At 45.1% G+C, this 24162-nt stretch carries 17 protein-coding genes; 3 read left to right on the forward strand and 14 right to left on the reverse strand.

All coding sequences use genetic code 11. The features are described 5' to 3' along the window. Positions 1–296 precede the first annotated feature (296 nt). The gene (locus tag ACEVJL_RS04535; RefSeq protein WP_374737015.1) at positions 297–1370 is read left to right on the forward strand and encodes a hypothetical protein; all 1074 of its coding nucleotides are present in this window, start codon (positions 297–299) and stop codon (positions 1368–1370) included. 84 nt (positions 1371–1454) lie between these two features. On the opposite strand, the gene ACEVJL_RS04540 is transcribed toward ACEVJL_RS04535, so the two are convergent. After that, entirely contained in the window at positions 1455–2552 is a 1098-nt protein-coding gene (locus ACEVJL_RS04540; protein WP_374737017.1) for a hypothetical protein, read from the reverse strand. A 329-nt stretch (positions 2553–2881) separates the two neighbouring features. Here ACEVJL_RS04540 and ACEVJL_RS04545 point away from each other — a divergent pair, with 329 nt between their 5' ends. Next, positions 2882–3433, forward strand: coding sequence for a sigma-70 family RNA polymerase sigma factor (locus ACEVJL_RS04545; RefSeq protein ID WP_374737018.1), 552 nt, complete (start codon positions 2882–2884; stop codon positions 3431–3433). A 4-nt stretch (positions 3434–3437) separates the two neighbouring features. On the opposite strand, the gene ACEVJL_RS04550 is transcribed toward ACEVJL_RS04545, so the two are convergent. From ACEVJL_RS04550 to ACEVJL_RS04585, 8 genes are all read right to left on the reverse strand, one after another. After that, on the reverse strand, positions 3438–3815 hold the full coding sequence (locus ACEVJL_RS04550) for a phage holin family protein (protein ID WP_374737019.1): 378 nt from the start codon (positions 3813–3815) through the stop codon (positions 3438–3440). Between the two features lie 686 nt (positions 3816–4501). Then, positions 4502–5557 carry a vWA domain-containing protein gene (locus ACEVJL_RS04555; RefSeq protein ID WP_374737020.1) on the reverse strand — a complete coding sequence of 352 codons (1056 nt, stop codon included), beginning with the start codon at positions 5555–5557 and terminating at the stop codon, positions 4502–4504. Further along, positions 5550–5831, reverse strand: a complete 282-nt coding sequence (locus ACEVJL_RS04560) for a hypothetical protein (RefSeq protein ID WP_374737021.1) — start codon at positions 5829–5831, stop codon at positions 5550–5552. Before ACEVJL_RS04560 ends, ACEVJL_RS04555 begins: the two co-directional genes overlap by 8 nt. Continuing rightward, entirely contained in the window at positions 5824–6354 is a 531-nt protein-coding gene (locus tag ACEVJL_RS04565; RefSeq protein ID WP_374737022.1) for a hypothetical protein, read from the reverse strand. The genes ACEVJL_RS04560 and ACEVJL_RS04565 overlap by 8 nt, the downstream gene beginning before the upstream one ends. After that, entirely contained in the window at positions 6351–6797 is a 447-nt protein-coding gene (locus ACEVJL_RS04570; protein WP_374737023.1) for a hypothetical protein, read from the reverse strand. The genes ACEVJL_RS04565 and ACEVJL_RS04570 overlap by 4 nt, the downstream gene beginning before the upstream one ends. Then, positions 6797–7165: a zinc-finger-containing protein gene (locus tag ACEVJL_RS04575; RefSeq protein WP_374737024.1), complete on the reverse strand. Its 369-nt coding sequence runs from the start codon at positions 7163–7165 to the stop codon at positions 6797–6799. Before ACEVJL_RS04575 ends, ACEVJL_RS04570 begins: the two co-directional genes overlap by 1 nt. Positions 7166–7188: 23 nt before the next feature. Then, complete coding sequence (locus ACEVJL_RS04580; RefSeq protein ID WP_374737025.1) at positions 7189–8301, reverse strand: DNA polymerase III subunit beta; 1113 nt, start codon at positions 8299–8301, stop codon at positions 7189–7191. A gap of 13 nt (positions 8302–8314) precedes the next feature. After that, entirely contained in the window at positions 8315–11524 is a 3210-nt protein-coding gene (locus ACEVJL_RS04585; protein WP_374737026.1) for a helicase-related protein, read from the reverse strand. Between the two features lie 504 nt (positions 11525–12028). On the opposite strand from ACEVJL_RS04585, the gene ACEVJL_RS04590 reads away from it, so the two are divergent. Beyond that, entirely contained in the window at positions 12029–12910 is an 882-nt protein-coding gene (locus ACEVJL_RS04590; protein ID WP_374737027.1) for a CHAP domain-containing protein, read from the forward strand. Positions 12911–13312: 402 nt separating this feature from the next. Here the strand turns inward: ACEVJL_RS04590 and ACEVJL_RS04595 are convergent, their stop codons facing one another. The 5 genes from ACEVJL_RS04595 to ACEVJL_RS04615 form a co-directional block, all read right to left on the reverse strand. Continuing rightward, entirely contained in the window at positions 13313–13981 is a 669-nt protein-coding gene (locus ACEVJL_RS04595) for a hypothetical protein (protein ID WP_374737028.1), read from the reverse strand. Positions 13982–14944: 963 nt separating this feature from the next. Further along, positions 14945–15637: a hypothetical protein gene (locus tag ACEVJL_RS04600; RefSeq protein WP_374737029.1), complete on the reverse strand. Its 693-nt coding sequence runs from the start codon at positions 15635–15637 to the stop codon at positions 14945–14947. A gap of 34 nt (positions 15638–15671) precedes the next feature. Further along, the gene (locus ACEVJL_RS04605) at positions 15672–18380 is read right to left on the reverse strand and encodes a hypothetical protein (RefSeq protein ID WP_374737031.1); all 2709 of its coding nucleotides are present in this window, start codon (positions 18378–18380) and stop codon (positions 15672–15674) included. Positions 18381–18397: 17 nt separating this feature from the next. Next, a complete protein-coding gene (locus tag ACEVJL_RS04610) occupies positions 18398–21475 on the reverse strand; it encodes a hypothetical protein (RefSeq protein ID WP_374737032.1) in 3078 nt (1025 codons plus the stop codon). Between the two features lie 80 nt (positions 21476–21555). Next, a complete protein-coding gene (locus ACEVJL_RS04615; RefSeq protein WP_374737033.1) occupies positions 21556–23613 on the reverse strand; it encodes a hypothetical protein in 2058 nt (685 codons plus the stop codon). Positions 23614–24162 lie beyond the last annotated feature (549 nt).

Consider the following 24162-nt stretch of genomic DNA (forward strand, 5'->3'; position numbering starts at 1 on the left):
AAATGAAACCCGAATGGGACATGACGGACTTTTTCGGTTGTCCAAGCGAAATAGTCCGGGGATTTTGCTGTTCATAGAGATAAAGAGCATAGATCAAGTAAGAAGTAAATCTAGCTGCTGGTATTACATATATAAACACAGATAATTTCCTATTTATGAAATCATCGAAAAATATTTGCTGTAAATAACGTTGCATCTCTAGCAATAGTTGTCTTATATTTATATAGACATGCACATAAAATTTCTTTGGATTTTGCGCCTGTTTTATTGTCATCAATGTTAGGAGGCAACGGAAAATGAATATAAAAAAATTAAGCATTCCTGCGTGTGCACTCGCAATTTCCCTAACCGCTGTATCCATTCATTCAAACGCCCAGGAGATGGCGCCCGCCGGTACAGAAATCGGTCATCTCTATGCCACTGATATTGTTACGCTATGGGATGGAGCGGTAATCCCCAGCTATAACATTGGGGGACGAACTGCAGTTGTCCTTCAGGATTTGGCAGATTATGGCTTTTTGGTGGAATGGAGTCCGGGAGATGAGTGGGACACAGGCAAGGCCTGCGTCACGACCCAGGCACTTCCGGAACAGTTTCCCTCCTATGCACCCGAGAAAACAGAAGCCCCGGGAACTATCGTGGGTTCCATTTATGCCACAGATATCTCCGTGGAGGTAAACGGACTTCAGATCCCCGCCTTTAATATCGGCGGCCATATGGCGATCTGTTTGGACAGCCTGTGCAGCAGCTATTTGGATAACCAATTCGGGAAAAATATCAATGCCGCCATTGGATACTCCAATGCTGGATTTCGTTTGAACTGGGATGAAGAAAAGCGCATCGTTTCCGTGACATCTCTGCGGCCGGGGAGAACTTTAACATGGAATGAGCAGAATTACACTGTGGATGGTCTAAATAACAAATTTACCAGTTCCCTGGCCTGGCGTTCAAAAGGGCAGCAGGACTTTGGCTCTGATCTGCAGATCAGCATAGGAAATGAAAATTTCCTGTCCCTGGAGACGGTGCAAATGCTTCCATGGGAACGCTGCGAACTGGAGGGCGGCGCTCTGTACCTAGAAGTGTCTGCCAACCAGAAGCACGACCTCTATGACATTACATCTATGAGTACAGAAGAAGGCAACGCATTCAAGCAGCAACATCCAGACGCATATCAGTTGGCAAGATTCAGTTATTCAAAGGAATATACGACATTCTTTGCTGTACCCGTCCTTTCGATCCCAGTCCATATCTGGCAGGGAAGTCAGGAACAGGAAACCGTGGTTCATGGGATCGTCTGGGACGGGGCGATCATGGTCAGTGATGAAGTATTTGATTTGACGGACCGATGGGGTTCTCTGAATATTTCATAATATGTTTAAAACATTCCGGGCTACAGCAATGCTGTAGCCCGGAATATTTTAATAGTCTATTTCTCTGTTAGGTATCACTCCAGTTTATACCTTCCACTGATGGATAGTTGCTGGCGCACCATAAGATGCAATAATGTGCTGAAAGTCTAGTGCATAAGTTTCTCCTGCCTGCAATGTAATCTTAGCCCAACGCCAAGTTTCTTCATGAAGAACTTTGCTGTGCATTTTGCCTTTGTAATTGATAACCTGAGTATTTCCAGCGCTATTACCGCACAGAGACCCATAAATTGTTTTTGCAGAAGTTGTATCGTTCTTGAACGTAATCGTGTTGTAGTTGTGTGTACACCAATTCCCCAAATTTTTCAGGTCATCGTGAGCGGCAGTAAGACTTGCCGTCAAGTTAGTACCTAGCAATTTAATCGGTACAATTTCATTGTCGTTCGGATGAGAATAATTATCACCGTTAGACGCATAAATATAGGGTTTCTTGAGCAGATCAGAAACTTTAATTGTACCATGTGCAAAAGTAATAAAATTACCGTTGCCTAAGCCAGTATATACAGGGGGATATTTGGTGGATCCTTGGGTTTTATCATCACACCATTCAAAACCATATGGATATGTAGTCTCAGTTCCATCAACGGAACTAAGGTTAAGGTAGGCATAGACCGTCACAATAATAACCTTATCGCTTTCAAATCGAATCATTCCAGATGCTGGCTGACCATTTGGTACAGCACATTCATCGGTAAGCCAGGCAGAACCATTTTTTGCAAGAGTAAATTGCTTTGTTGCGCTGTTAAAATAATTAATTACAGTATCTGCCGCGTTATTATAGCCACTAGACATGCCCATATTAGTCCGTTTTACTGTCACAGTTGAAGAATTAGGATTGAAAATATGAACACGAATCTTCAATGTCTTACCCGTATAGTTAGTGTGCGAAAAGAAAACTTCACCACTTCCAGACACTTTTTGCTGATTAATGAAATACTTGTTACCTTTAGCATCTGGGTCAGCAATCGCTTTTCCTTTTCCACCTCTACCTATAGCTTCAGGATAATTAGAATAGATCCAGGGCGCGGTATTCCTTGTCACCTTCAGTTTCATACAGTTTGTCGCAGCAATAACCCCATTTGTCAAATTGCTTCCGGATGGAGAAAGAAATTCAAAGCTTGCCATTTTTAACACTCCTTTTGTAGTATTGAGTACTTTAGGCCTATCTCTTACTCATCTACTAAGGACGTTTTTATTGATAAAAGTAAACCTGTACTATCCAAGCAATTATCTTAATGTCTATTTAAAAAATATCATGTTACATTTTCCAATTACAGTAGTCTCTGTATTATGGTGTATTCGATCTTTTTATGTTTGGAGCCATATTAACCTGCAACATTTCCTGTAACTCATCATTGGAGCAACCTTTTTCCTATATATAACATTTAAGCATTTACTTTTTCTCTTCCATTTCTTCTTTAACTCTCAATTTCAAATGATTGGGAGTGTAAAGAATGCTCGTTGATAAAGTGATGCGTGCGCAAAAGGGTTGCAAAGATTCCATGCAAGATATTATTACCCAATTTATGCCGTTGCTCCGTCATTATAGCCGTATACTGTATATAGAAGACTCCTTTGACGAACTTCTCCTCGCCTTTATAGAAATAATACATACGATTCCTTTGCAATCTTTGAAAAATAACTGTGATGGCATCATTGTCAAATATATTTCTACATCCATGAAAAATTCATATATAGCACTGATCCGGAAAAATTCTAAAAACAATATTCCAACAATATCTTGGGATGAGATGACAGAATCCCAATGGAATCGAGTATATTCCATGAACACCAACAGCCTAAATTACACTACATTCGACGACATACTGTCTTCTTGCTCATCTCTTACAAAAAAGGAAAAATCAATTTTGAAATTAATATATATTTATGGATACTCTTCGACAGAAATCGCTCGCCAGTTCTCTAGTTCCAAACAAAATATTAATCAGATCAAGAAGCGTGCATTAAAAAAGCTTCAAAACTCCAAACTGCTAAACTCAGTTTGAACTTTTAGTCTTTCTTAAAGTGAGACAGAAATGTTACTAGTCTTTCTGGTAGTGGGACACCCATCTTTTCAATATTTTCTAGAATGCTTATTCCTTCATTTGATAAATAAAAAACTACAGTTATTGTACGAAGTACATCTTCTTGTTCCATCAAATATTGATCGGCCACATGACTTACAGAAATCACCAAAAAAATAGATACTTTTTTAATAATTCCAACTGCTCCAATTCTGCTTGACAAATGTTTTTCCTGAATTGCGGCACAAACACCCGTTATATAGTCAATAATAACAAGTAAAATCAGTGCCTTCATTAAATTATCGGCTTGCCCGAAAAATATCTGCAATAGTTTATATAACATCTCTGTGCCATACTCTTTCATAGTGTTTCCTCCTTGTAAATATGTCATGGAAATAGGGAGATATATAATTGAAAATAGTAAACTTTCGCTTGTAAAAATGCTTAATTAAATCGTGATTATGCACTAAAAATATTGTTGCACTTTAGATTCATTTGGTCTTATATAGTGAGAGTTAAAGAGTTTTTAGGCATATTCCACTTTATGAAATCGTTACACAAGCGAGCGCTAACACAAAATAAATTCTGTCAAATCAGCTCAAAGAAAAAGTGAGTGAAAACCGTCATAAAACGGCTTCCACTCACTTTTTAATTGTTATCTCCCGTCTTAGAATAAAAATTCAATCTTGCAAAGTGGCCCAATGCAACCTATGAAACTTTTTAAACGTTAAACAGTAAGTCTTGAGACTTTCACATATCTTGCTATCTTGCTTCGCTGCGAGCGGGAACACTCCAATAGAATCGCGGATGGCGAGGTGAGTGACAGCATAGCACTCTACTGGCCCGTATCCGCAAGGATACCTAACGGAATGTGGAGCGCGTTATAAACTTGGCCGACAGACCAGATCACACTGGTGGCAGTATCTAACTGGAGATCGGCCACAGGTGTATTTTTCTTCATAAGGATGTAACGACGCCATTCTATTCACCTCTTTCTGAACTACGATTATAGCAAAAATCTCATACCCTTGTAACTGAGCATTGTAGCTTTTATGCAATTCGGCTCACCACCAGCTGTTCCGCGATCTGATCGTGGGAGAGCTGACTGGTACGATAGACATTGGTACAAAATTCCCGGAGACTAAACTCAAACACGGTGTTTCCCTGATCAAGCAGTATACCGGTAATCTGGAAACCCTTGGCCGTCTGTTCTTCCTTTAGATTTTCCAGAAAGCTGTCCGGTAAGGCGCATTCGCCATCCGTAACGAACACCATATCGGCATTTTCAAAGCCCTCTTGCTCCATAAGGCGCAGGGCCTCCCGCAGCGGCGTCTCATAGTCGGTATTTCCATTGAGAAACGTCTCCGCACACCGTAGAACATCTTCTCGGGTATATTGACCCGGTAGGAAGAGGTCGGTTTGGAAGTGGCCGACTCCGGCGAAGTGAACCACAGCGAAGCGCCGCTGATCCCGCATGGCAATATCCAGCAGTGCCAAAGCGACCGCCTTGCACCACGCCGCCTGATCCTCTGTGGAAGAGGATTCATCCAGCATACATATGATAGGCTCGATCTCCTTGAGGTCCCCGTTGGCCCAGGCCCGGTCCAGCACGGCGTACAGGAGCGTGCTTTTCCGGTCCCGCCGGGGCGCGGTGTAGGGCTCCTCAGCATGGCAGCGGTTAAGCCACTCCTCAACAATCGCTTGGTCCTCCGGGTGGAACAGTTTCAGGAACTGGGCGTTTCTGGCCCCCAGCGTAAGGTCATCCTGCTCCATGTACCATTGGGCGCGCATAGACAGCTTTGTGCGGTAAGTCCCGTCCTCGAAGCGCTGGTCATAGGGACGATACTGCCTCACCTGCTGATAAAGGCACTCCAGGAATTCCTCTCTGGAATTGTTGGGGATACATTTACCAATTCTCAGATTCTTGCCTCCGCACCGCAGGCACATGCCATTCAAATAGAGAGTGCGGTCTACTTCGCGGTGGTCCAAAGCGGTATATACCAGTTCCCAGCCCGTAGGGATAAAATTGTTCTGGTAATGCTCCGTCCTCATATCACGGTCTACGCCATGGCCGTTGTCACAGATACAGATGTTAGGTTCATTCATGGTCATTCTCCTTTAGAAGTCCGCTTTCCCGCAGATACTTCTCAAGTCTCTGCGGCGTCTGGAACCGTTCCAGCGGATATTGCCGCGCCCAGGTCTGCGGGTGCGGCGAATCAAGTACCATGGCACGGAAACAGACTTTTTCAAACACTTTGATTCTTTGCCCATCAGCAAAGATGGCGATTTTACAGGGCGTGCGATACATGCTGGGAATTACGCCATCCAGGATCTTATAGAGCCGCATTCGCGGCGGGCGCTCCTCCATGCGGTCAGTCACGTCCATCCTCCTTTCCGTCCGGTTTCAGTCCAAAGACCTTCGCCGGCAGAACGGTGGCGCCGTTATACACATAGAAGAAGACCGGAGAAAGGCCGTCGTCGATCTCGATCAGCTCTCCGTTGTTTACCGGAACTCCGCCCAGGACAGTTTCCACCATTTCTTCTTTCACCGCGGCATAAAATTGTGCCGCAGTCTTTCCCAGGGGAACTTCCATGCGGAAACGGTAGCGATGTCCCATAGGGAAGTACCAGCTCACCTGATCAGGGTCGGTGGATAAGCGATTGTCCCGTTCCATGCTTTCTCCAAGGATGTCCTTGAAGCCATAGATCCGGCAAACCGGAGGATCAAGCCGAAGCGGACACCATTCCGGTGGCTTGCGCTTGAGGTCCTTTTTCAAAAACCGCTTCCCCTTTTTCCCTTTTTTCATGCAGTAGTGCGTCTCGTTCAGCGTCGGGCCGACACTTTGAAAATGAGGGCAATGGAACCGGCAGCTGTACTCGGGAAATTTGATTTCCTGCTTCACTTTGCCGCCTCCTTTCCGCCGCCCAGGAGCGAACGCACATACGACTGGGTTTCGGGGCTTGCAAGCCACTCCCGGACAAACGGTTGATCGTTTTCGTGGAACAGCGCGGGAAACAGCGCCTGAAAGGCCTCGGGTGTCATAGGCTCAGACAGACCGTGCTGCCGTAGCCGTTCAAAGGCAATAAAGTAAAGCCATTCCAGACGCTGACTGACCGGCTCAGCATGGGGCTCCGTTGCGCCAATGCAGATCCTGCCTCCGCATTTGCGGCACCTGCCGATCTCGCACATCCGAATCGGTGAGGTTTCATCCAGGACACTGTACGTCATTTCCAGGCGGAGAAACTCGAAGTTGTGGATCAGATGATCGACCTCAACATCGAAGTCCTCGTCTTTCCAGTTGATGCATTTGCAGTACGGTTCTGCATTGGGACAGGGAATTGTCATTATGCCGCCTCCTTATTGTGTTTCCGGCACAGCTGGATCAGCTGCTCACATTCGTCCATTTCCATCATGCCGATATGGGCCTCCTGCTCCTTCAGGTGAAGGCTCTGCGCCAGCCATCGGTAAGCCGCGCTGCGCGACCAGCCCTGCTCACGCCAAAATCGGTCAAAGATGCGGTGCGTCTCCTGGCGCTTTAAGCGCAGAACGGTATTTGCCACCTTGCCCATGGGTGTTCCATCCGGGTAGCAGCCCACATAGGCGTTGCAGTTGACGCACAGGTAGATCGGCGCACTTCCTTTAGGATAGAGCGCCCTGGTGGTAGACTTGATAATTCTTCCGCCGCAATAGCGGCAAACAGTCGGGGTTTTCATATAGGCGTGATTCGCCTCCGTTCTCACGCCGCCTTTTGGGCGCTTGCCGTATGGACGGGCGGCCGCATGGGCGACTGTAAATAGCGGGTGGAGCCAGAGCGGATCGCAAGAAGTCCGGATTTGTCAAACTCCAGGGTGACCTCTTCCTGTGCAAGACGCAGATACTCCAGCAGTTTTTTGTAGTTGTAGTAAAAGGGTGTGATGGGGGCATTGGGCATCAGGGCCTTGACCGGAGCAGACGATTTTCCATAGGCACTCTCAGCGCTGAGGATAACCTCATGCTCGCCAAAGGCAATCTCGATTCTCCCGTTGCTCTCCGCAACTGCTGACACGACCGAAATCGCATTTCTCAGCTCGCTGGTATTCAGATGAGCGGAGAATTGGCTGTGAAACTGCTTGAATACACCGTTGGTATCCGGGAATCTCCCCTCAACCAGCCGGGCAGAAAACAGCAGTGTTCCGCTCCAGAAGACCAGGCTTTTTCCTGCCAGCCCCATCTCGTAGACATCGCTGTCTTTGGAGATTGAAGCCAGCACCTTGAGGGAATGGGTGGGCAGCAGCAGTTCGATTTGACCTTTACACTGCTTGTCGCCATCTGCCTCCATAATGCAGAAGCCATTCGAGGTACATGCCTTCAATCCATCCGGACCTACCTGGAGGCGAACGCATTTCATCTGAGGAGAGGTCGAACCCTCCTCCGCAGCGGCAAAAGCCGTGTTTCGGACCAGCGAGCATAGGCCGCTGACCGGAAGCGTATCGTCCGGGAAAGGCAGTTCCGGCATGGGGTACTTATCACCGGAGAACACATCCAGATGGAAGCAGGACTGGCCGGAACGGATCGTGAGCCGTCCGTTTCTTTCAACCTCCAGGTCCACATCCTCCGTGGGCAGCTTGGACAAAATGGCCGGAAAGAGCGTCGGATCGACGACGACACTTCCCGGTTGTTCCACTGTGGCCCCCATAGAGGCCCGAATCACGATTTCGTAGTTGGTTGCGGTCAGGGTGAGCATGGAGCGGCGGTTGTCCGCCTCCATATGGATGCCCTGGATCGCCTCCGACACTGCCCCTTTGGGCGCCGCTCTGGCTGTCTGAGACGCCAAAGCAAGGATTTCATCGCGCTTGACATGTGCAAGCATAGGGATACCTCCTTCATGCAATTTTGAACAGCAGGATCTGGTCCTCGCTGATCTTGGATTTTGGGGTTTTGTGCCTTGCAGCAGGCTTGGCCGCGGTCACGGGATACGGGAGGGGAGTGCTCGTCCTGGACGGGCTTTGCTTCTGGATCGGAGCTGGCTCTCCAAAGGTGAATTCCACCAATGGCTCATTGACCGTTTTTTCCTCCAGCACCGTGTTATCCACGGGAGTCAGCGACTCCGCAAAGATAGACCACGCGGCTGTCTGAGGTTTGAGATTTGCCATGCGCTTGAACATCTCAGAAACGTCTTCCACGCTGTCCTTGATGCCCAGCATCAGCTCCTTGGCCATCAGGGTCGTCATGTCCTCACACTCGGACATGGCAGCAAGGCCTTCTTCGGAGAAAGAGCCTTCGATGATACCCGCCACGGCCAGCTTAGAGGCCATGAGCTTGATTGCCTTGTGCTGCATGGTGTTTTGGTAGTAGAACATATAGACTTCTACCCGCGGCGCCGTCTGGTTGATCCGCCAGCTTCGCCGGCTGGCCTGCCTCAATGTGAAGAGCTTGTAGCCAGTGTCATAGAAGATGAGGGTGGTAAAGGCATTCAAGTCAAGACCGGTCTGCACGAGTGTTGGATTGGCGATCAGGACCTGAAGCCCGCCTGCCAGACGGTCGGCCACCCATTTTTCCCGCTTGGCGGGTTTGACCTTGGCCGGCAGAATGGATGTACTCCATCCGCGCTCAGTGAGCAGCTTCAAAAGCCTCGCCTGAGTATCCAGCCGGGTCCAGTTGGTATAAATGAGCACCTTCTCTCCGGCTGTAATTTTCCGCCCGACGATTTCCAGGATCTCTTCGTCTTTGGGGAGGACGGCGCCGGGCTCTACGGTGTCTTCCGGTACCACGATCGGGGTCCCGTCCTTGGGGTGATAAACAGGTTTATGCCCATAAGGCTGGTCTGGATATGCCGTCAGGAGATTCAGATAGGCTGAGAGGATCTTTCTGGCCGCTTTGCTGTCCTCTTTCAGAACTGACTTGAGCTCTCGTTCGATTTCATCGTACTCTTCCTTTACCGGTTCCGACATTTTCAGCGGAATTGGGATCTCCTCGTACTCCGGCAGGTCCTTTCCTAAGTCAGTCAGGGAAAGAAAGGCGGCCTTATCCAACAGAAATCTGGTGTAGACCAACGGGGAAACGCCCGGTAGAAGCCGGCTGTTTTTCCTATGAGCCACCGTTCGTCGGTTGGAGTGGTACTCAGGCTCCTCCTGCACATAGATGTTCTGGATCACACCATACTCAGCGTCAAACCGAGAGGGATTCTCATAGAGCTTGTCGTCCTTCTTCATTTGGGCCGGTGCGATCCGATAGAGCAGGTGGAAGATGCCCGAGCTGTACCCATTGATCAGCGTAGCCGTCATTCCGACCACCTTTTTCGCTGTCCCATAGAGCTCCGCCATTGCCTCGCCCTGGCCGGACTTATTGGCGTATTCATGAAGTTCATCCACGATCAGGCCATAGATCCTGCCTTTGTACTTGCGCTTGATATAAGAACTCAGGGCATAAGCGCGATAGGCTCCTCGGGCGGGAAAGACCGCGTCCGGCTGGTCGCTCAGCTCACGGAGCTTCTCCAGCAGCGCCTCGCTGTCCGCCTTTTTGACGTGCTCATGGATCAGCGGCCGGTAGACAAAACCATAGTCTCCGATCTTTGCCCACTTTTTTTGCCTGCGCCAGGCGTCCGGATTCAAGGCAGACCATAGGGAAGCACCGCAGGCAGCGCACTTGTGGTTCCCGGCGTGTTCTCTTTGGAAATACCGGGAATTGGCCGGAATGCGATAGGGAACGCCGTCTTCCATGTAGGAAGCCATCACGACCGCGCCACATTCAGGACAGCAGAATACCGAGTCTTTGGGATTCCCGTTTATGTCCGCACCATCGTGGAGCGGCGGTGTGCGCTCGATAGGAAGTGCCTCCCGGTTCCACCTGCGATGGATCACGGCAGGCGCACGCATATAGCCATCCCGCGCCTTCTCCTTGGAGAGAATGGCATAGCAGGATTTTGAGCCCCGCTCGAACATCTGATACAGGGAATCCAGCTCTGTGGGGGTGTGCACAACGGCGGCAAAGGAATTTGGTACGGTTTCCTCCAGTTCTCGGACCCATTTGTCCGTGACATGGGAGGGACACAAGACCAGGTTAAAGGTCTTTGCCAGCTTAGCGCTCCGCTGATAGGAGGCAAGCCCCGCGGCCACGGCGGCGATGGAGGTTGCTCCGATCTTGCTCTTGCCGACACCGCACTCAGCCACGATCAATCCCACTTTGCTCCGCTCCAACTGCCGCTTGATGGCTTCAGCCACTGCCAGCTGCGCGTCATAAAGTGAGTATCCGGCGTGCTTTTCAATGTATTGGTTGATGGCCAGCACCTCAGGCGACAGTGACTCCGTTGAGGGGTCAAAGAGCGGCACAAACAGTTTTTTGATGCGCTCTGCCACTGTGACACCAAAGGTATTCAGATACTCGGTCACAGAGCTGATCTCGTCCAGGGGATTGAGTCCTTGCGCAGCCCCGGGGATTGAGATCTCACCGCTTTTCAGACCATCCTCCATGACGGCAACAATGTTCTTGTCCTTTTCCTCGCAGCGCAGCAGCCATGCTTCCAGCTTTCGCGAAAGGGACTTGACCTGCAGGGGACGGAGAATGTTTCGCTTCCTCAGCTCCGCCAGGACATAGTCCTGGTACTCGGGGATCATGGGAACGGAGGTTTTCTGGTCCACCGCGTCAAACAGCTCCTGACCTTCTCCTGGCGTGCAGAAGATATAAGTATTGCGGGGTGGGAGATCCTGTTCGACCTGTTCAAACTCCTCGTCAGATGGGGCATCGTCCTGCGTTGTGTCCTCTTTCTTGCCGGACGGACGGCTGGCGTTTTGCCCGTCATCCTCGGCAATCAGGGTGGCCTCGGCATATACCCCGTCCCGGCTGACTTTACGGCGGTACTGTTTGGGCAGTGTCATGAGAGAATAGGTTGCGTTATCGTCCTCGATTTCGATGGTAGCTCCGCCATAGATGGCGTCCGCCAGCCCCTGCACACGCTCGGGGTACCCGCCGAATCGCAGGGCGATGAGGGTCGGCGCGGGCTTGGTATCCCACACCACGGTATCCGCATAGCAGAGCAGGCGGATGTCGCTTTTGGGGTCGAAGTAAGTGACCTTCATCAGTTTGCTTGCATTCATTCATGTGGTATCTCCTTTCTTTTTTGCACAAAAAAGCCGCAGCCACCCCGGGCCGGGGTAACTGCGGTTTTTGTTCGTGGTAGATTCGGTATTTAGGCTTGGGCAAGTCTCCAGAAGGCGCACTGGCCCCTCCGGGTGAAAATCTGACCTACAAAATCTGTCCTAAATACAGTTCTAGGATATCACATTTCTGTCCGCTTAAACAGTTGCACTTTAATCTATAGAACATGTAATTTTAAGATCTTGTGGTTTCATATAAAAAGGTTTTGAGTTACCTATACAGCACAAAAATACTTTGCTTCAATTGAAAGAGAAAAAACCTTCTAAGAAGTCATAATTTCAAAAAAGAGAGATACGGGGGTTTACATTTTTGTCCTCTTGTCTCTCTTTAATTGATATCCAAAGCAAATTACCCGGTTCCAATTGGTCGGATATCCAGTTGGCGTCGTTATATCCAATTGGTCATTTGCTTAAGAAATATATTTTAGAAGGAGACTTTCAAGTATGGCAACTTATACGCTCAGTCCGCTGTCCGCACCTTCCCGTTCCCTCAATATTGCGAGCAGCGCAAGTATCACCAATGGTACGCAGGTCAACATCTACGCGACCTCCGGCAGCAATGACCAGAATTGGGTTGTTGACTCCCTTACCTCCACTGGCAAACAGTACATCAAGCACTTTTCCAACCAGGCCTATGCTTTGAATGCATATCGTTCTGGCACCAACTGGAACTGTACTCTGTACAAGGCTTCGGGCAACATTGACGGCTACGTGATTCTTACCAAGGTCGCGAACAAAGCCAACGTCTACACCATCAGACTGTCTGAGTACTCTAACCGCTATCTGACCGCTGATGGAACTGGAAACAGCTCCAAGTGTTCCTGGAGAGCTTATACCGGCGGCACTGAACAGCAGTGGAAGTTTACCGAAGTAAGCACTGGCGGCTCTGGCAGCGGCGGGGCTACTGATGCAACCCAGCTTCAGAAGGAATTCCAGAAGGTGGGGGACTATGACGGCGCGTATGGGCTCCAGTGTGTTGACATCGTAAGATGGTATATTGATACGTATACCACTCTGACGTCCACCACTGGCAATGGCGAGGCTTTGGTGTCCAACCTCGCGAATAAATATGGCCTTACCACTTCGAGCACTCCCCAAGCTCCTGGCATTTTCAGCGTGGCTGGTGGTTATAAGACCTGGGGCTGTACCGGAACTCCCAGCGGTCACACCGGCGTTGTCGTTTCTGTAAATACCGCAAATAAGACTGCCACCGTTATCCATACCGGCCATTCCTTGACCGATAAGACCCCGAATTCTTGGATTTCCAATTACTCCTACCCGGCATCCGGAGTATCCTTTGTGTACTTGGGCGATTATCTGAAGTAATGTTTGCCAGGTAACAATCAAATCTCACGGCGCATAAAAAGGCCGCCATCTCAGTACCTGTGCACTGAGATGGCGGTTAGTATTTCTACCTTATTGAAGTTTTAAAGTATACATTGCTGAGGCGCTTTCACCGGAAGAAAAGATTCTGTTCTGCCTCCAGCTCACTATCTGGGAGTATTAGATACTATCGTGTACTATTTCAGACACTAATAGCTTGAGAGAGACGTATTCCATTTGAGAGTCGAAGCGTGATTTAATGCTTACCGAGAATCTGCTAGATATAGATAATTTGTGAAAACAGGAACAACACTGCTATCTATATCGACAGGCTGCCCGCTACCAACATAGGTAGCGGGCAGCCTGTTAGAAATGGCACCAATAATTGTGTTCTCATAACACAATTCAATTGAGCATAACCGCATCAGCTAAATCTTGATTGGCATTTGATATTTCTCGGTCTGCAATAGAAACCGGAGCATTACTCTTCACGATTTCTGCTCCTGTAAAATCCCATCCGCCATCAGCATTAATTTCGTTTGTATTCACCATTACTTCCATATCATTATACGTAAATATTAACCAGCCTTCTCCGCTTAGCACCTCTTCTCCTGTTAAGTACTCATAATTATCCACACCTATTAAGGCGAAGAAATCTTCAAAGGACATGTTATCTTCCATATCTGGAAATAGTACGTTCGCTGTTGTGACAAAACCAGCGCATTTTAGCTGGTCTTCACATTCCTTCATGGCCTTTTCAGCATCCCCACTCTGTGTTTCAAAAAAGTAGGAAACATATTCCGCCTCCGGCTCCCCAAAACATATAGCAGCGCTATCTGGGAATCCATCTAATCTTACAACAAATTCGCCTTCAGGATGCTCTTTTTTTAATTCACTAAGTGTTTTCCCAATGTCATTAAAAAATTCAGGGGTGCTTGTATTACTATGATCCGGAATTTTTGTTGATACACTGGAACTTTCTGATGCTTGGGGGTTATGGTTTGCAGGGGTACACGCAGAAAATGTGAATGATATGAGCAGGAATACTGTTGCAATGGCTACGTTTCGTCTCATATTAACCTCCATTTTATGATATCATTATTGTGTGTTTTTCAATTACTCAGCTATTCCTTTTGTTTACAGCATAAGACTATCAATCCTATGTAGTTGCCCCGATGATAAATAACTTCATGCAACATAAAGAATAAAGTATGCTTGGGATATCATTGCTCCATTTTGAACTAAAGATAAACTTGTGATATCTGCATACGGAGAAATAATTCTCAAAAACTGCAAATCATTATTTTGAGAATAGTAGAATCTGATAACAAAGAATTAGGTGTCTTTCATCTTCTCACTGTTTTATTCTTTTTATTATATAAGACTTGTTTTTTTTGAAGAGCAACCAAAATTCAGGTTACATTTAAATAATTTTACTATGATATATCAAAATAGACTCACGTATATTTCGGTTAACAGGTATCACAAAAGGTGGCATACTTATAAAACTCACCGAACTATTTGTAGATGAGCTATAAAGTCCTTCTGATTATAAACAAAATTGGCGTAACAATTATTTACCATATGTCTACGCCACAACTGACTCAAAGGATTTGATAATACAACCACACAGAAAGCCAACGTCATGGTGAAAAAGATTGCTAAGAAGGTAATGGATGGGATTGAGGATATCCCTATTGCGGGGCAAATTCATTCCAGTATCTTCAAATCAAATTATACAAAATTCTGGACACTCTCCCTGACACTATCGTTCTAGACGCCTTTTCCACTAAACATATCCAAAAAATTATCCCAGATTTCTAAAACAGAAATCTGGGATAACTTTTGAGATTATATTTTGATAGGATCTATATTTTATGCCCGTTCTTTCTTCTAAAATTTAAATATATAATCTATTTAGAAACTATTGATTGCTTCATCCACTTTTCAGGTTCAGCGCGATCTTATTTGCTACAACGCTCAAGTTAATTTCCAGGACATTATGGTTAAAATAGGAAAGATACTTTAGAACATACACTAATTCTTATTTTTCATACAAATAGCATCAAAAGCATCATAGATATATCCTATACTTGTTTTTTTGAACCTATAACACCGAACAATCATTAAAACCACGAGCGCGATTACCAAGGATACTTGTACCCAAAAAGGACAGCAAGATTGAAAAACCGCTTGGGATGGATCAGTCCAATATAACAGTGCGATTAATAAAACAGTAACAGATCCAGTTCTCCCTAAAGTAGAAAAAGCGTGAAACAAAGGAACTTTAGTGTTGTCCAACTGAGGTGCCATCCAATGGTAAATTTTCTGAAAGCGTTCTTGTGTATCCCTCTTTTTGCTTTTTGGGTCAGCTTTCTCTTTTTCACTTAATGCCGACACGCCAAATATTTTTTTCACGTTGTCCAAGGTAGCGCCACTCTGCTCTCGATCTCTCTTCGATGTATAAAGAATCTTATTTAACAATAAATCTATAGGCTTACTGAGCTCATGAATAACAGTTCCTACTAAATAGGATAATACTAGAAAATAAAGTCCCAGTAACACAGCCTGTTCACCAAAAAAGTCAGTAAAGGGAGCCTTTAACATGCCATTGAAACGCTGGTTCCAAACGAGTGTAACAATCGCACCAGGAATAAGATAACCTAGAAAGTCAATAACAGTATAACGTCGAAGAAAGTGCACTAAAGCCTCTTTCCCTTCTTGTTCCATTAATTCATCCCTCCTCGCAGAATTCAAATTTCCTTCAGGGAGTAAAGCGGTAACGAAGTTGTTTCGCGGCCTTAGCAAATACCATAGAAGCACTCATAGAACGCACGTGGTCCAAATAACGATCTGCTGCGTCGTTACTAATTTGCCGAACACCATTCTTGTCCACGTATTGACTCATTCCACAGTACAATAATGCATATTCATATTCCAGCGAGGTATCAAACACACTTTGGTCGTCTGTGTTAATAGAAACCTGCATATCCCCACCCGACCGTTTATCGCCAGAAATGTTCAAATTATAGGCGTTAAAGCGGAAAATTGGATGCTTATCGTACCGTCGGAATGTACCAATTAAATAGTTTGAGGATGGATTACATTCAATAAATATCCCATGTGCCATAAGCCTCTGCATCATACAATCCTGGACCGAACGAACCAACTGGATATAATCCTCCTCCACTTGGTAGGAACGGCTTTTTTGCCCCTTCCAACGGACCGCATCACAATATTGATAATAGTGTACCAGACATCGCACGTTACTATCGGCCCGATAGCTTTCTAGGTCACGTCCAGACCAGATACGATTATTGATTCCAAAAGTATCAAAGCGCGATGGACTATAACGTCTAATCTGGAGTTTGCGCAAGAAAGTATCGTTATCATCAAGATAATAGTATAGTTCTGGTGAATCGCCACGAAGAGTCCAACTTTGAAAATATTCCTGCAGTGTAGCATAGGGACAGACCTGTCCATAAATTTCCCTAAGTAATGCCTCTGCTTGATATCTTAGGCGGCTACGTAGTTCGCTGGGAATTTGCACTCCCCATTCTAGGCTTCGAAACTGGAGCCAGACCAAATTATCCAAAAGATCCTGAGCAGGTAAAACCACACGGTCTCCCTTTAAATGGTAATACTCTTCTGGCTCTATACCAAGGGCTAGAGCATGGCCCAAACGGTCTCCACGCTCCATATTCAGAAAACAAACCGCTTCATCAATGGCGCGCAGACCATCTGACAGATCTAAAAAATCTTCTCCTACATGATAACTGGCCGCTAGCGTCGGCCAATACCTTTCCTGCCGCAGCAATATGTTAGACCGTATAGGAAAATAACGAAGAAACCGGAAAGCCGATGCAAATATTTCTGGTCGGCAACCAATTTCATGAGAGGCTGCGTCGATTCCGCGGATACGGGCACATAGATAGCTGTTGTGCTCTAGGCTGGAAGCTATTACTTTAGCCTGTCGCTCCACCATATAACGGTATTTCCCGTGACGCAAGGTCATCAATTCAGTTTTAGGTGGGGCCTTCATCCTTGGAAGAGGTGTCTTTGCATAATGCAAGACAAAAAAAGTCTCATTTTGCTCAATAGCTCGTTTCCGACGTTCAGCAGATCCCTCTAAATCATTGCCCAGTTGATACTGGCTGATTTGATCTGGTTGAGCCACCCGTTGCAGAAGAACTTGTCTTGTTTTTCCGGGAACAATGCGCAATTCCAGAGAGGTAATGTGCTGTTCCAAGCTGGCATTGATAGCAAGTCGAACCGATTCAAACAAATATTCTCTTCGACTACCCCATACAAGGTCTTTACGATGTGTATAAGACGCAAAATTTCGGAAACCATAGCGTCGGTTTGTCTGAATAATCTCTCCCCGAAAGCTCTGCTTAAGAAGCAGGTAGAGATAAAACATATCTTTCTGCAGTTGGGAGAACTGACCGGAATAACACCGCCTGAAACAGTCGTACAGGAACTGCCGCTCGCCGCTTAGAAAACGCGTAGAACAAGTCTGATCTACTTGCGGAGGTATTGCATAATCAAGACAGCATTTATGACCAGCTCTTTGTTGCAAAGGAACGCCATAGAGGAAACGTACTTTCTCAACCATACGCCGTACTACAGCAGCTTGATCTATTGCAAAATGAAAATCTAGCAGGGACTTTTCTTTTTTGTTTCCCGCTTCTATGTTATTTTCTTTCTCATCCCTCTTATTTCTATCCTCGGACATACCGCTCCCCGGTTGAAGACATGTAAACAGTAGGGCCCGCAGCCAAGCAGCATAATAGATTCTCTTCTTCCACGGCATAGCGTTGTCTCTGGTTCCCCAGCTGCTACCAGGATTAAGGTTATCCTCAAAAGATGACTGCAAAAAATACCTACTGGCCTTCTCCGGATGGTTCATCAAAAAGCCCCAGGTCAGGGGAAAACCTTGGGTAGAGCCATATAGATGGAAGTGATTCTCAGCCAGTCCCCGACTTAAAATATTTTTCAGTTCGGGATCATTGGTGCCAACTGTAATGGGCCAGCAGAAATCGCTGTGCATGGTGCTGTTCTCTAAATCCTGCTGGGCTAATGCAGCACATGTCAGTAGGTCTTGGCCCAAATCCAGAGATAGATCCCGCCATTGCAATAGGGTATCTAGGCGACAGAGAGGTTCCTCCCCATAAAGGTGCAACAACCGTCGGCCCTCTACAGCCAATAGGGATAGGATCCCCCCAGCAGGTTTATTTTGAAGATAATCCCCCAGATCCCAATACAATTGCCGCAGTTCATCATCGCTCCGTTCAGAAAATGCGGTACGTGCTCCGTGAACGTAGCATTCCATGGAGACAGAGCAACTGTCCACCTGGAAGGGGATTCCTTGAGCACCCCAAGTATCTCGATTGTCCTGGCCCACTAGTGAAGTCAATAACACCTCTGGCTGGAGATATCGAAACAAGGCCTGGATATGCGCCCGGGTCTCCATACATGTTCACCTCCCACTTAATCCTTGGGTGTCTGTTTGTCCGAATTAATTGGCTCTAGTTTAACAATAGCTGCATTTGAGAAAAGTTCTTGCAACTGACCAACTAACCGATCGATATTTATCTGGCAATTCATGCAAGGAAGAGTGTCCTGTACCTGGGGAGTCGCCGTTTTTAACTCTGCAGATTCTAAAGGCATTACTTCGTTAATGAGGGCCTTAACGGAACGCACAAATTCTCTTAGTTGCGAAGGAGTCAGATTGATCAACTGTTCATCTTCATGTGGAATCTTTCTCCCTTTAGGTCTCTGCATTTGGATAAAAGCCCATAGGGGTGTATCTGCATTGATTGCAAACGAATAGAGAGTGCCAATTGCTTGTACAATAGAGTCCTCAAGGGCATTTTGTGATTTACTTCTATAAAGACTTCGAAGAGTAGCATTACGCTCAAAATTCCTTCTATGCAGGACTTTAAGGCTGGCATCAAACGCACTCACTGCGTCCTTGCAGTAGTTTATAAAATACTGTCTCAACTCTGGTACACAAAATTGTATGGCATAGAGCGACAGAATAGCCGGATCCATACGCTCATTAGTTTCTGACCAGCTAATTATTTCTTGATCCGTATTTTTCTCGCTCATACTACGGAATAAATCTTCATTCCATTCTTCTCCTGTGGCTCGTTTAATTGACTCAAAGGTCAACTTCATAGGTTTGCTATAATAGGTAGTCCTCCAAAGACGTGGAAGCAGCACATACTCTAACACATTGCTGTCAGCGTTCCCTTCTCCCCTATACCATCTGGATAGAATATACTGCACATCCCAATTAAGCAGTAAAATCATAGAACCTAGAATTCGATTCTGTAGTGCAGGACTAGATTTTACTCCGTCCTTAGTCACAGCAGTACCAGCACCCAAAAGAATCTCCAGGTCAAGCATACGTGGATAAAACAAATGAAAACAAAAACTTTTTGAAGGCGAATCTTTTCGTAAATCCGTATTCTGAATAGAGTCGAAAGAATAAAAATTATGCCGTAATACTTTCTTTCTGCAGAAAGCCATAATATAACCTTGGCATTGCTGATTCATGTTGCTTTTGCTGATACTAGATGCGTTGCTAATCAGACTATCCAGAGATATAGTGCTTTTGCTGATATTAGATGCGTCGCTAATTAACTTGTCCAGACAGGTACTTAATTCCTGTGAATCTAACATATAGTGTCCATAGCGAGTCCGTACTAAATTATCCTCAACATCATCTTTTCGCCACAAGACATCACCCAAGAATTCCGACAAGCCCTGAGAACCCAAAGATAGAATTTGTTCCAGCAATAGATGGTGCATCTGGACTGTGTAGTAAATCCGGATAGCATAAATAAATTTATAGTGTCGCTGAGCATCAGGCAGTCTGCTCAAAACATTCAGAGCTTCCATCACATCTACATATGAGGCATATTGTTTCCCCGCTTGCCCTTTGTAGTACCGCAGACCACGTGCCGCACACTGATCAGTAAATATTTGGCGGTAGTTTTCACTGTGTGCCGAAGAATTTCCCAACAGAGTAACAGAACGGAGCCGGCCACTGGCATAATAATCGGGAAGGAAGTCTAAAACATAACGGTGAAGGTTGGCATCCTCATATCGGAACAATCCTTTCAAAAATTGATGCTCCTCCGTGTGCAGATTTGTTGGGGCCCAAATATTAATTAGATATGATTTCAGTCGATTCAGATTACTTAGCCAATCATCGACAGCTTTTCTATCCAGAAAAAGGGGATTCATAGCCGCATCAATTAAGTCACTATATCCAATTCTTAGCGGAAGAAGTTCCTGAAAGTAAGGCAAAAAGTGGGCTAGTTCCCGCATATTCCCTGGAAGCAAATTATGAAGATGATTTTTGGGATTCAACAGTATCAGTCCCGTGCGTTTATGGAGAAACCGAAGCAACTGATCTTGATAGCGAAGTTCCCTATCTTTACCTTCTTCTAAGAGGTTAGTTTGACCGTCTTCCCGACTCTCGTATTTTATCTGGATATTCCCATAATCTTGAGCAATCAGCTTACCCAAGTCAGGTAAATAAATCTGTCTGGTACTTGGAATAACTTTGTCCAGATAACGGGCGGCAATGTTGTGGCATGTTTCTGTAGATACCATGCCGTGTAGTTTAATCGACTGCTCATACTGCTTGATAAAATGCTGTTCTACTGTACTTTCTAATTGAAACATGTTGGCCGCTAGAAGAACAATTACTCGCGGAATAATAAGATTACGTCGAATCTGGTCAATTAACTGAAAAGTATCTCCTAAGCTCAAATCGGCGTCATCAATCTGAAGCACCAAATAAGATTGTTCTGTTCGTTGCGTAAAATTTAAATACGCAGAAACCAATCTGTACAGAGATCCACGTATATTCCCACTATCCCCCAACTCCATCATTCGTTCTAATGCATCATCTTCTTCTAAAGACTCTCGATAAACGGCATGAAGACTACTGTAACATTTTTGGAATGCTTGAAGGATAGAACGTCTCTGATTCAATGTATCATCCTGGCCACGCAACGAACCACTCCGGCAATACTGTTGTTCCCAAGCATCCTGGAAACGGCTGAACATTCGTGAGAGGATTACATCCAAAATGGATTGATGATTTACTATGGAGGTAGGATCAATGCTATTTAGCACTTCAAAACGATACTGAGGTGCTAGAGGTTGTGGCTTGTCCGAAAAGTTTATCCACTTCTCCTGAGTGGCTTTCGTTAGGCCAGAGAGGGCTTTCGCAAAGGATACCATGGCACTCGTCTTGCCTTGGCCCCGTTCCGCACAGAAGGCAATCACATTATTGGGATACCCAAGCAGTTTGTCATTAAGTTCCAGATCTGAACTACTTTCCTGAAACTGAGTGGTTTTTATCCAGTTTGGCTCTTGCCCAATTTGTAGTATACTTTCTACGCAATCTGCGGCTTGCTTATAGGCAGAATGAAAAAAAATGTTGGGACAATATATATCCTCTACCCGACTTTGATACTCTGTACCTTGCGTAATGACAATCTGCATTTTAGGTTCCTGATTTGTCTCATAACTTCTGTTGTCCTCCATATTCCCGCTCTCCTTTTCTCTTTCTCAAAAGAGCCAGGCCGGATGCTCTCCTGCCTGGCTCTTAATTTTAATGCGTGGAATCAAAACCTTGCGTATGCCTCTAAATACAACATTTGCTTCTCTATATTTACTCGGTTGGCATCTGAAATGTCTCTCTCCACCTTTCTTCTAAATAGTTTGGTATGCATAGGAATAGAAATAGCAGGCAGCCAACTATCTAAGCCACCTCCAAATTGAACTGTTCTTACTACAAATTCATATAGCTGCTGGACTGTTTCTGTTGATACCTCCGGAATTTTCGAAAAGAAGTGTGAAATTTCTTCGTAAAGATCCATCTGATATTGGCGACAACGCTCCAAAATCTCTAACAACACCGGAATATACGTTTGATATCGGATCGGTTCTACTGAAAGTGCCTGTTCACCTGCACGAATAACAGTATATACTTGCTGATGCTCTGACTCATACAAGGAATTCATTCCAATAATCCCCAAATCCATTTCATGGATAATTAACGCCAGAATAGAAATTCTCTGGGCAACTGAAGCGGTCCCGCCAAGATAATCAACAGTCTTATCTAGTATTGTACGGATAGAATAATATTTTCCCCAATTCGACAACGCCATATCTTCTAATGGAATAATACTATGATACTTATCATAAGCGTGGCGTTCGGTTTCATTAGCGATATAAATAATAGCATTTTCTACCGCTGACACAAGTATTTGCTCTTTCTGATCTTCTAAATCTATATCTATGGGCCTAGTTTCTAAGTGTGCTTCTCCTTCTGTCCAAATTGGGTCCGTATCTGCCAATAATAAATCCATGTATGTTTCAAAAAGCTCTTCCTCACAATGCTCTTCTCCCCACTTCCATAGCAAAATCAATTGCTGATATATTTCATCGCTTCGAAGAGACAAGGTAGTATAATTTCTCGCTAAAAAGAACAAATTCTCTTGGCCCAACTCCAGGTTATTTACACCCTGAGTCTTTAGAAATCTATGAAACATAAGGCTATTTAGTACTAGTTCATTCGTTTCAGAAAGCCATCTGGCATAACGAGCACTATCCTTTGCTATATAAGAATCTAGAGCTGTAAAAAATTTCACATCTAAGTTTTCAAGATCTTTGGCAATCCGATAATGCAAAGCCAACAAACGTTCTAATGAATATTTTTCAAAAATGATATAGGGAACCAGCATCAATACATTGTTTTTTTCCTCCATATCCAGGCAGGAGTGCCGCCACCGGACGGCACAAATTGCTTTGGGCTGGCTAGTATTCGGATATGGGCATATATAATCTACGACTTCATTATATTGGAGCACCGAAAGTCTAGGGAAAAAACCATTCTGCCCTGGCTGACAAGTCTGAAGCATCTTAGCCTGGGTGGAAAAATAGGGAATAGATAGGGACCAACTGTATGCTACATTATTTTGATTCGCTTTCTCTATCAGCATACTAAAGCGTTTGGATAACTCCCTCACCTGGACCAATGGCGCAACACGCCAACTGGTTAACCGCTGTTGATACCGAGACACTAAAAGCAACTCATCGTCGTTCTGCATATAGACTAAAATCTCTATATGATTTAATAGCTGTTGCTGAAATTGAACAACGTCCCAGTTTTGATCTTGGCTAACATGGTCCTGCACCAAACTGAACATTCGGTCTTCTAGCTGACTCAAAAGATTGTTCAGCGCTCTACCATGCAAAAGTAATTCGTCAAAAATGATAATTTCAGGCATCTCATTGTAACGTAGGTAATGATTTGCGATCTCCTGACTCTGTGTCACTAATGAGGTGTCCGTGATAAAATAGCAGTGTTCTAAATAGGCAATCCTCTCTGCAGTAAGATCACACGTTTGAAAGAAGTTTGGCTGCTTCTCTTTAGGCATTGCAGCATAGTAGCGCATAATCGCACCAAAAATAGCACTTAGCACATTGCTACGACGCGTAATATTGGCAACAACAATGCTTGGCACTATTTGTTTTTCATGGTAAAGCTTATCTTGCTTGTCACAATGCAAATATAAATTCAATAAGCACAAAGCAAAATCTTCATAATATGACCCTAAAACCGTGCGCGCTGCCTTTTCTAATGAGCGTGCCATAGGATCATATTTCAGCTTTACCATGTTGATCATCCTCCACGGTCCGACATAACTCCGTTTAAGGGAAACTAATTTCGGCACCCCTAATAGTAGGTGTGCCGGCCAAGCATCAAGTATAGAATCAAATTTTTATCGAGCAGTTTTCAAAATAAGTTATAAAGGCAAAAAGATATCCTATAGTGAAAATAATCCCACTATTATAACAAGTATTATACCTTTTTGCATCAAAATGTCAATACTTCGAGATGACGAATTTTGGAATTTTTTTCATTATTCGGGTAACAAATCACCGTTTTTAAGCTTGTTGTACTTATAAATATACACAAATATTGGATGCCGTATTTGTTATGCCTCGTTCAAGAGATCTATATTAAGATTCCTCTTAATTTAGTACATCAAAACTTCCTGTACCGATAATTATAGTATAGCAAATTTAGCCCAATCCGACGTTTCTTTCTAAAAATTCTTATTTTCCGCCCAGATTCTCCTCTTTTTTCATATTTTCTATTAATTCTTTATAAAACCACCAAATTTCAGTACATAGATCAGCTATAAATTAATAGTGTAACATAT

The organism is Flintibacter porci (genome assembly GCF_041925195.1).
GTDB classification, from domain to species: Bacteria; Bacillota; Clostridia; order Oscillospirales; family Oscillospiraceae; genus Lawsonibacter; species Lawsonibacter porci.

Bases quoted from the DNA above. Each gene is read 5' to 3' on its own strand.
- ACEVJL_RS04535 (WP_374737015.1), top strand. From the start codon at position 297: ATGAATATAAAAAAATTAAGCATTCCTGCGTGTGCACTCGCAATTTCC.
- ACEVJL_RS04540 (WP_374737017.1), bottom strand. From the start codon at position 2,552: ATGGCAAGCTTTGAATTTCTTTCTCCATCCGGAAGCAATTTGACAAAT.
- ACEVJL_RS04545 (WP_374737018.1), top strand. From the start codon at position 2,882: ATGCTCGTTGATAAAGTGATGCGTGCGCAAAAGGGTTGCAAAGATTCC.
- ACEVJL_RS04550 (WP_374737019.1), bottom strand. From the start codon at position 3,815: ATGAAAGAGTATGGCACAGAGATGTTATATAAACTATTGCAGATATTT.
- ACEVJL_RS04555 (WP_374737020.1), bottom strand. From the start codon at position 5,557: ATGAATGAACCTAACATCTGTATCTGTGACAACGGCCATGGCGTAGAC.
- ACEVJL_RS04570 (WP_374737023.1), bottom strand. From the start codon at position 6,797: ATGACAATTCCCTGTCCCAATGCAGAACCGTACTGCAAATGCATCAAC.
- ACEVJL_RS04575 (WP_374737024.1), bottom strand. From the start codon at position 7,165: ATGAAAACCCCGACTGTTTGCCGCTATTGCGGCGGAAGAATTATCAAG.
- ACEVJL_RS04580 (WP_374737025.1), bottom strand. From the start codon at position 8,301: ATGCTTGCACATGTCAAGCGCGATGAAATCCTTGCTTTGGCGTCTCAG.
- ACEVJL_RS04585 (WP_374737026.1), bottom strand. From the start codon at position 11,524: ATGAATGCAAGCAAACTGATGAAGGTCACTTACTTCGACCCCAAAAGC.
- ACEVJL_RS04590 (WP_374737027.1), top strand. From the start codon at position 12,029: ATGGCAACTTATACGCTCAGTCCGCTGTCCGCACCTTCCCGTTCCCTC.
- ACEVJL_RS04595 (WP_374737028.1), bottom strand. From the start codon at position 13,981: ATGAGACGAAACGTAGCCATTGCAACAGTATTCCTGCTCATATCATTC.
- ACEVJL_RS04600 (WP_374737029.1), bottom strand. From the start codon at position 15,637: ATGGAACAAGAAGGGAAAGAGGCTTTAGTGCACTTTCTTCGACGTTAT.
- ACEVJL_RS04605 (WP_374737031.1), bottom strand. From the start codon at position 18,380: ATGGAGACCCGGGCGCATATCCAGGCCTTGTTTCGATATCTCCAGCCA.
- ACEVJL_RS04610 (WP_374737032.1), bottom strand. From the start codon at position 21,475: ATGGAGGACAACAGAAGTTATGAGACAAATCAGGAACCTAAAATGCAG.
- ACEVJL_RS04615 (WP_374737033.1), bottom strand. From the start codon at position 23,613: ATGGTAAAGCTGAAATATGATCCTATGGCACGCTCATTAGAAAAGGCA.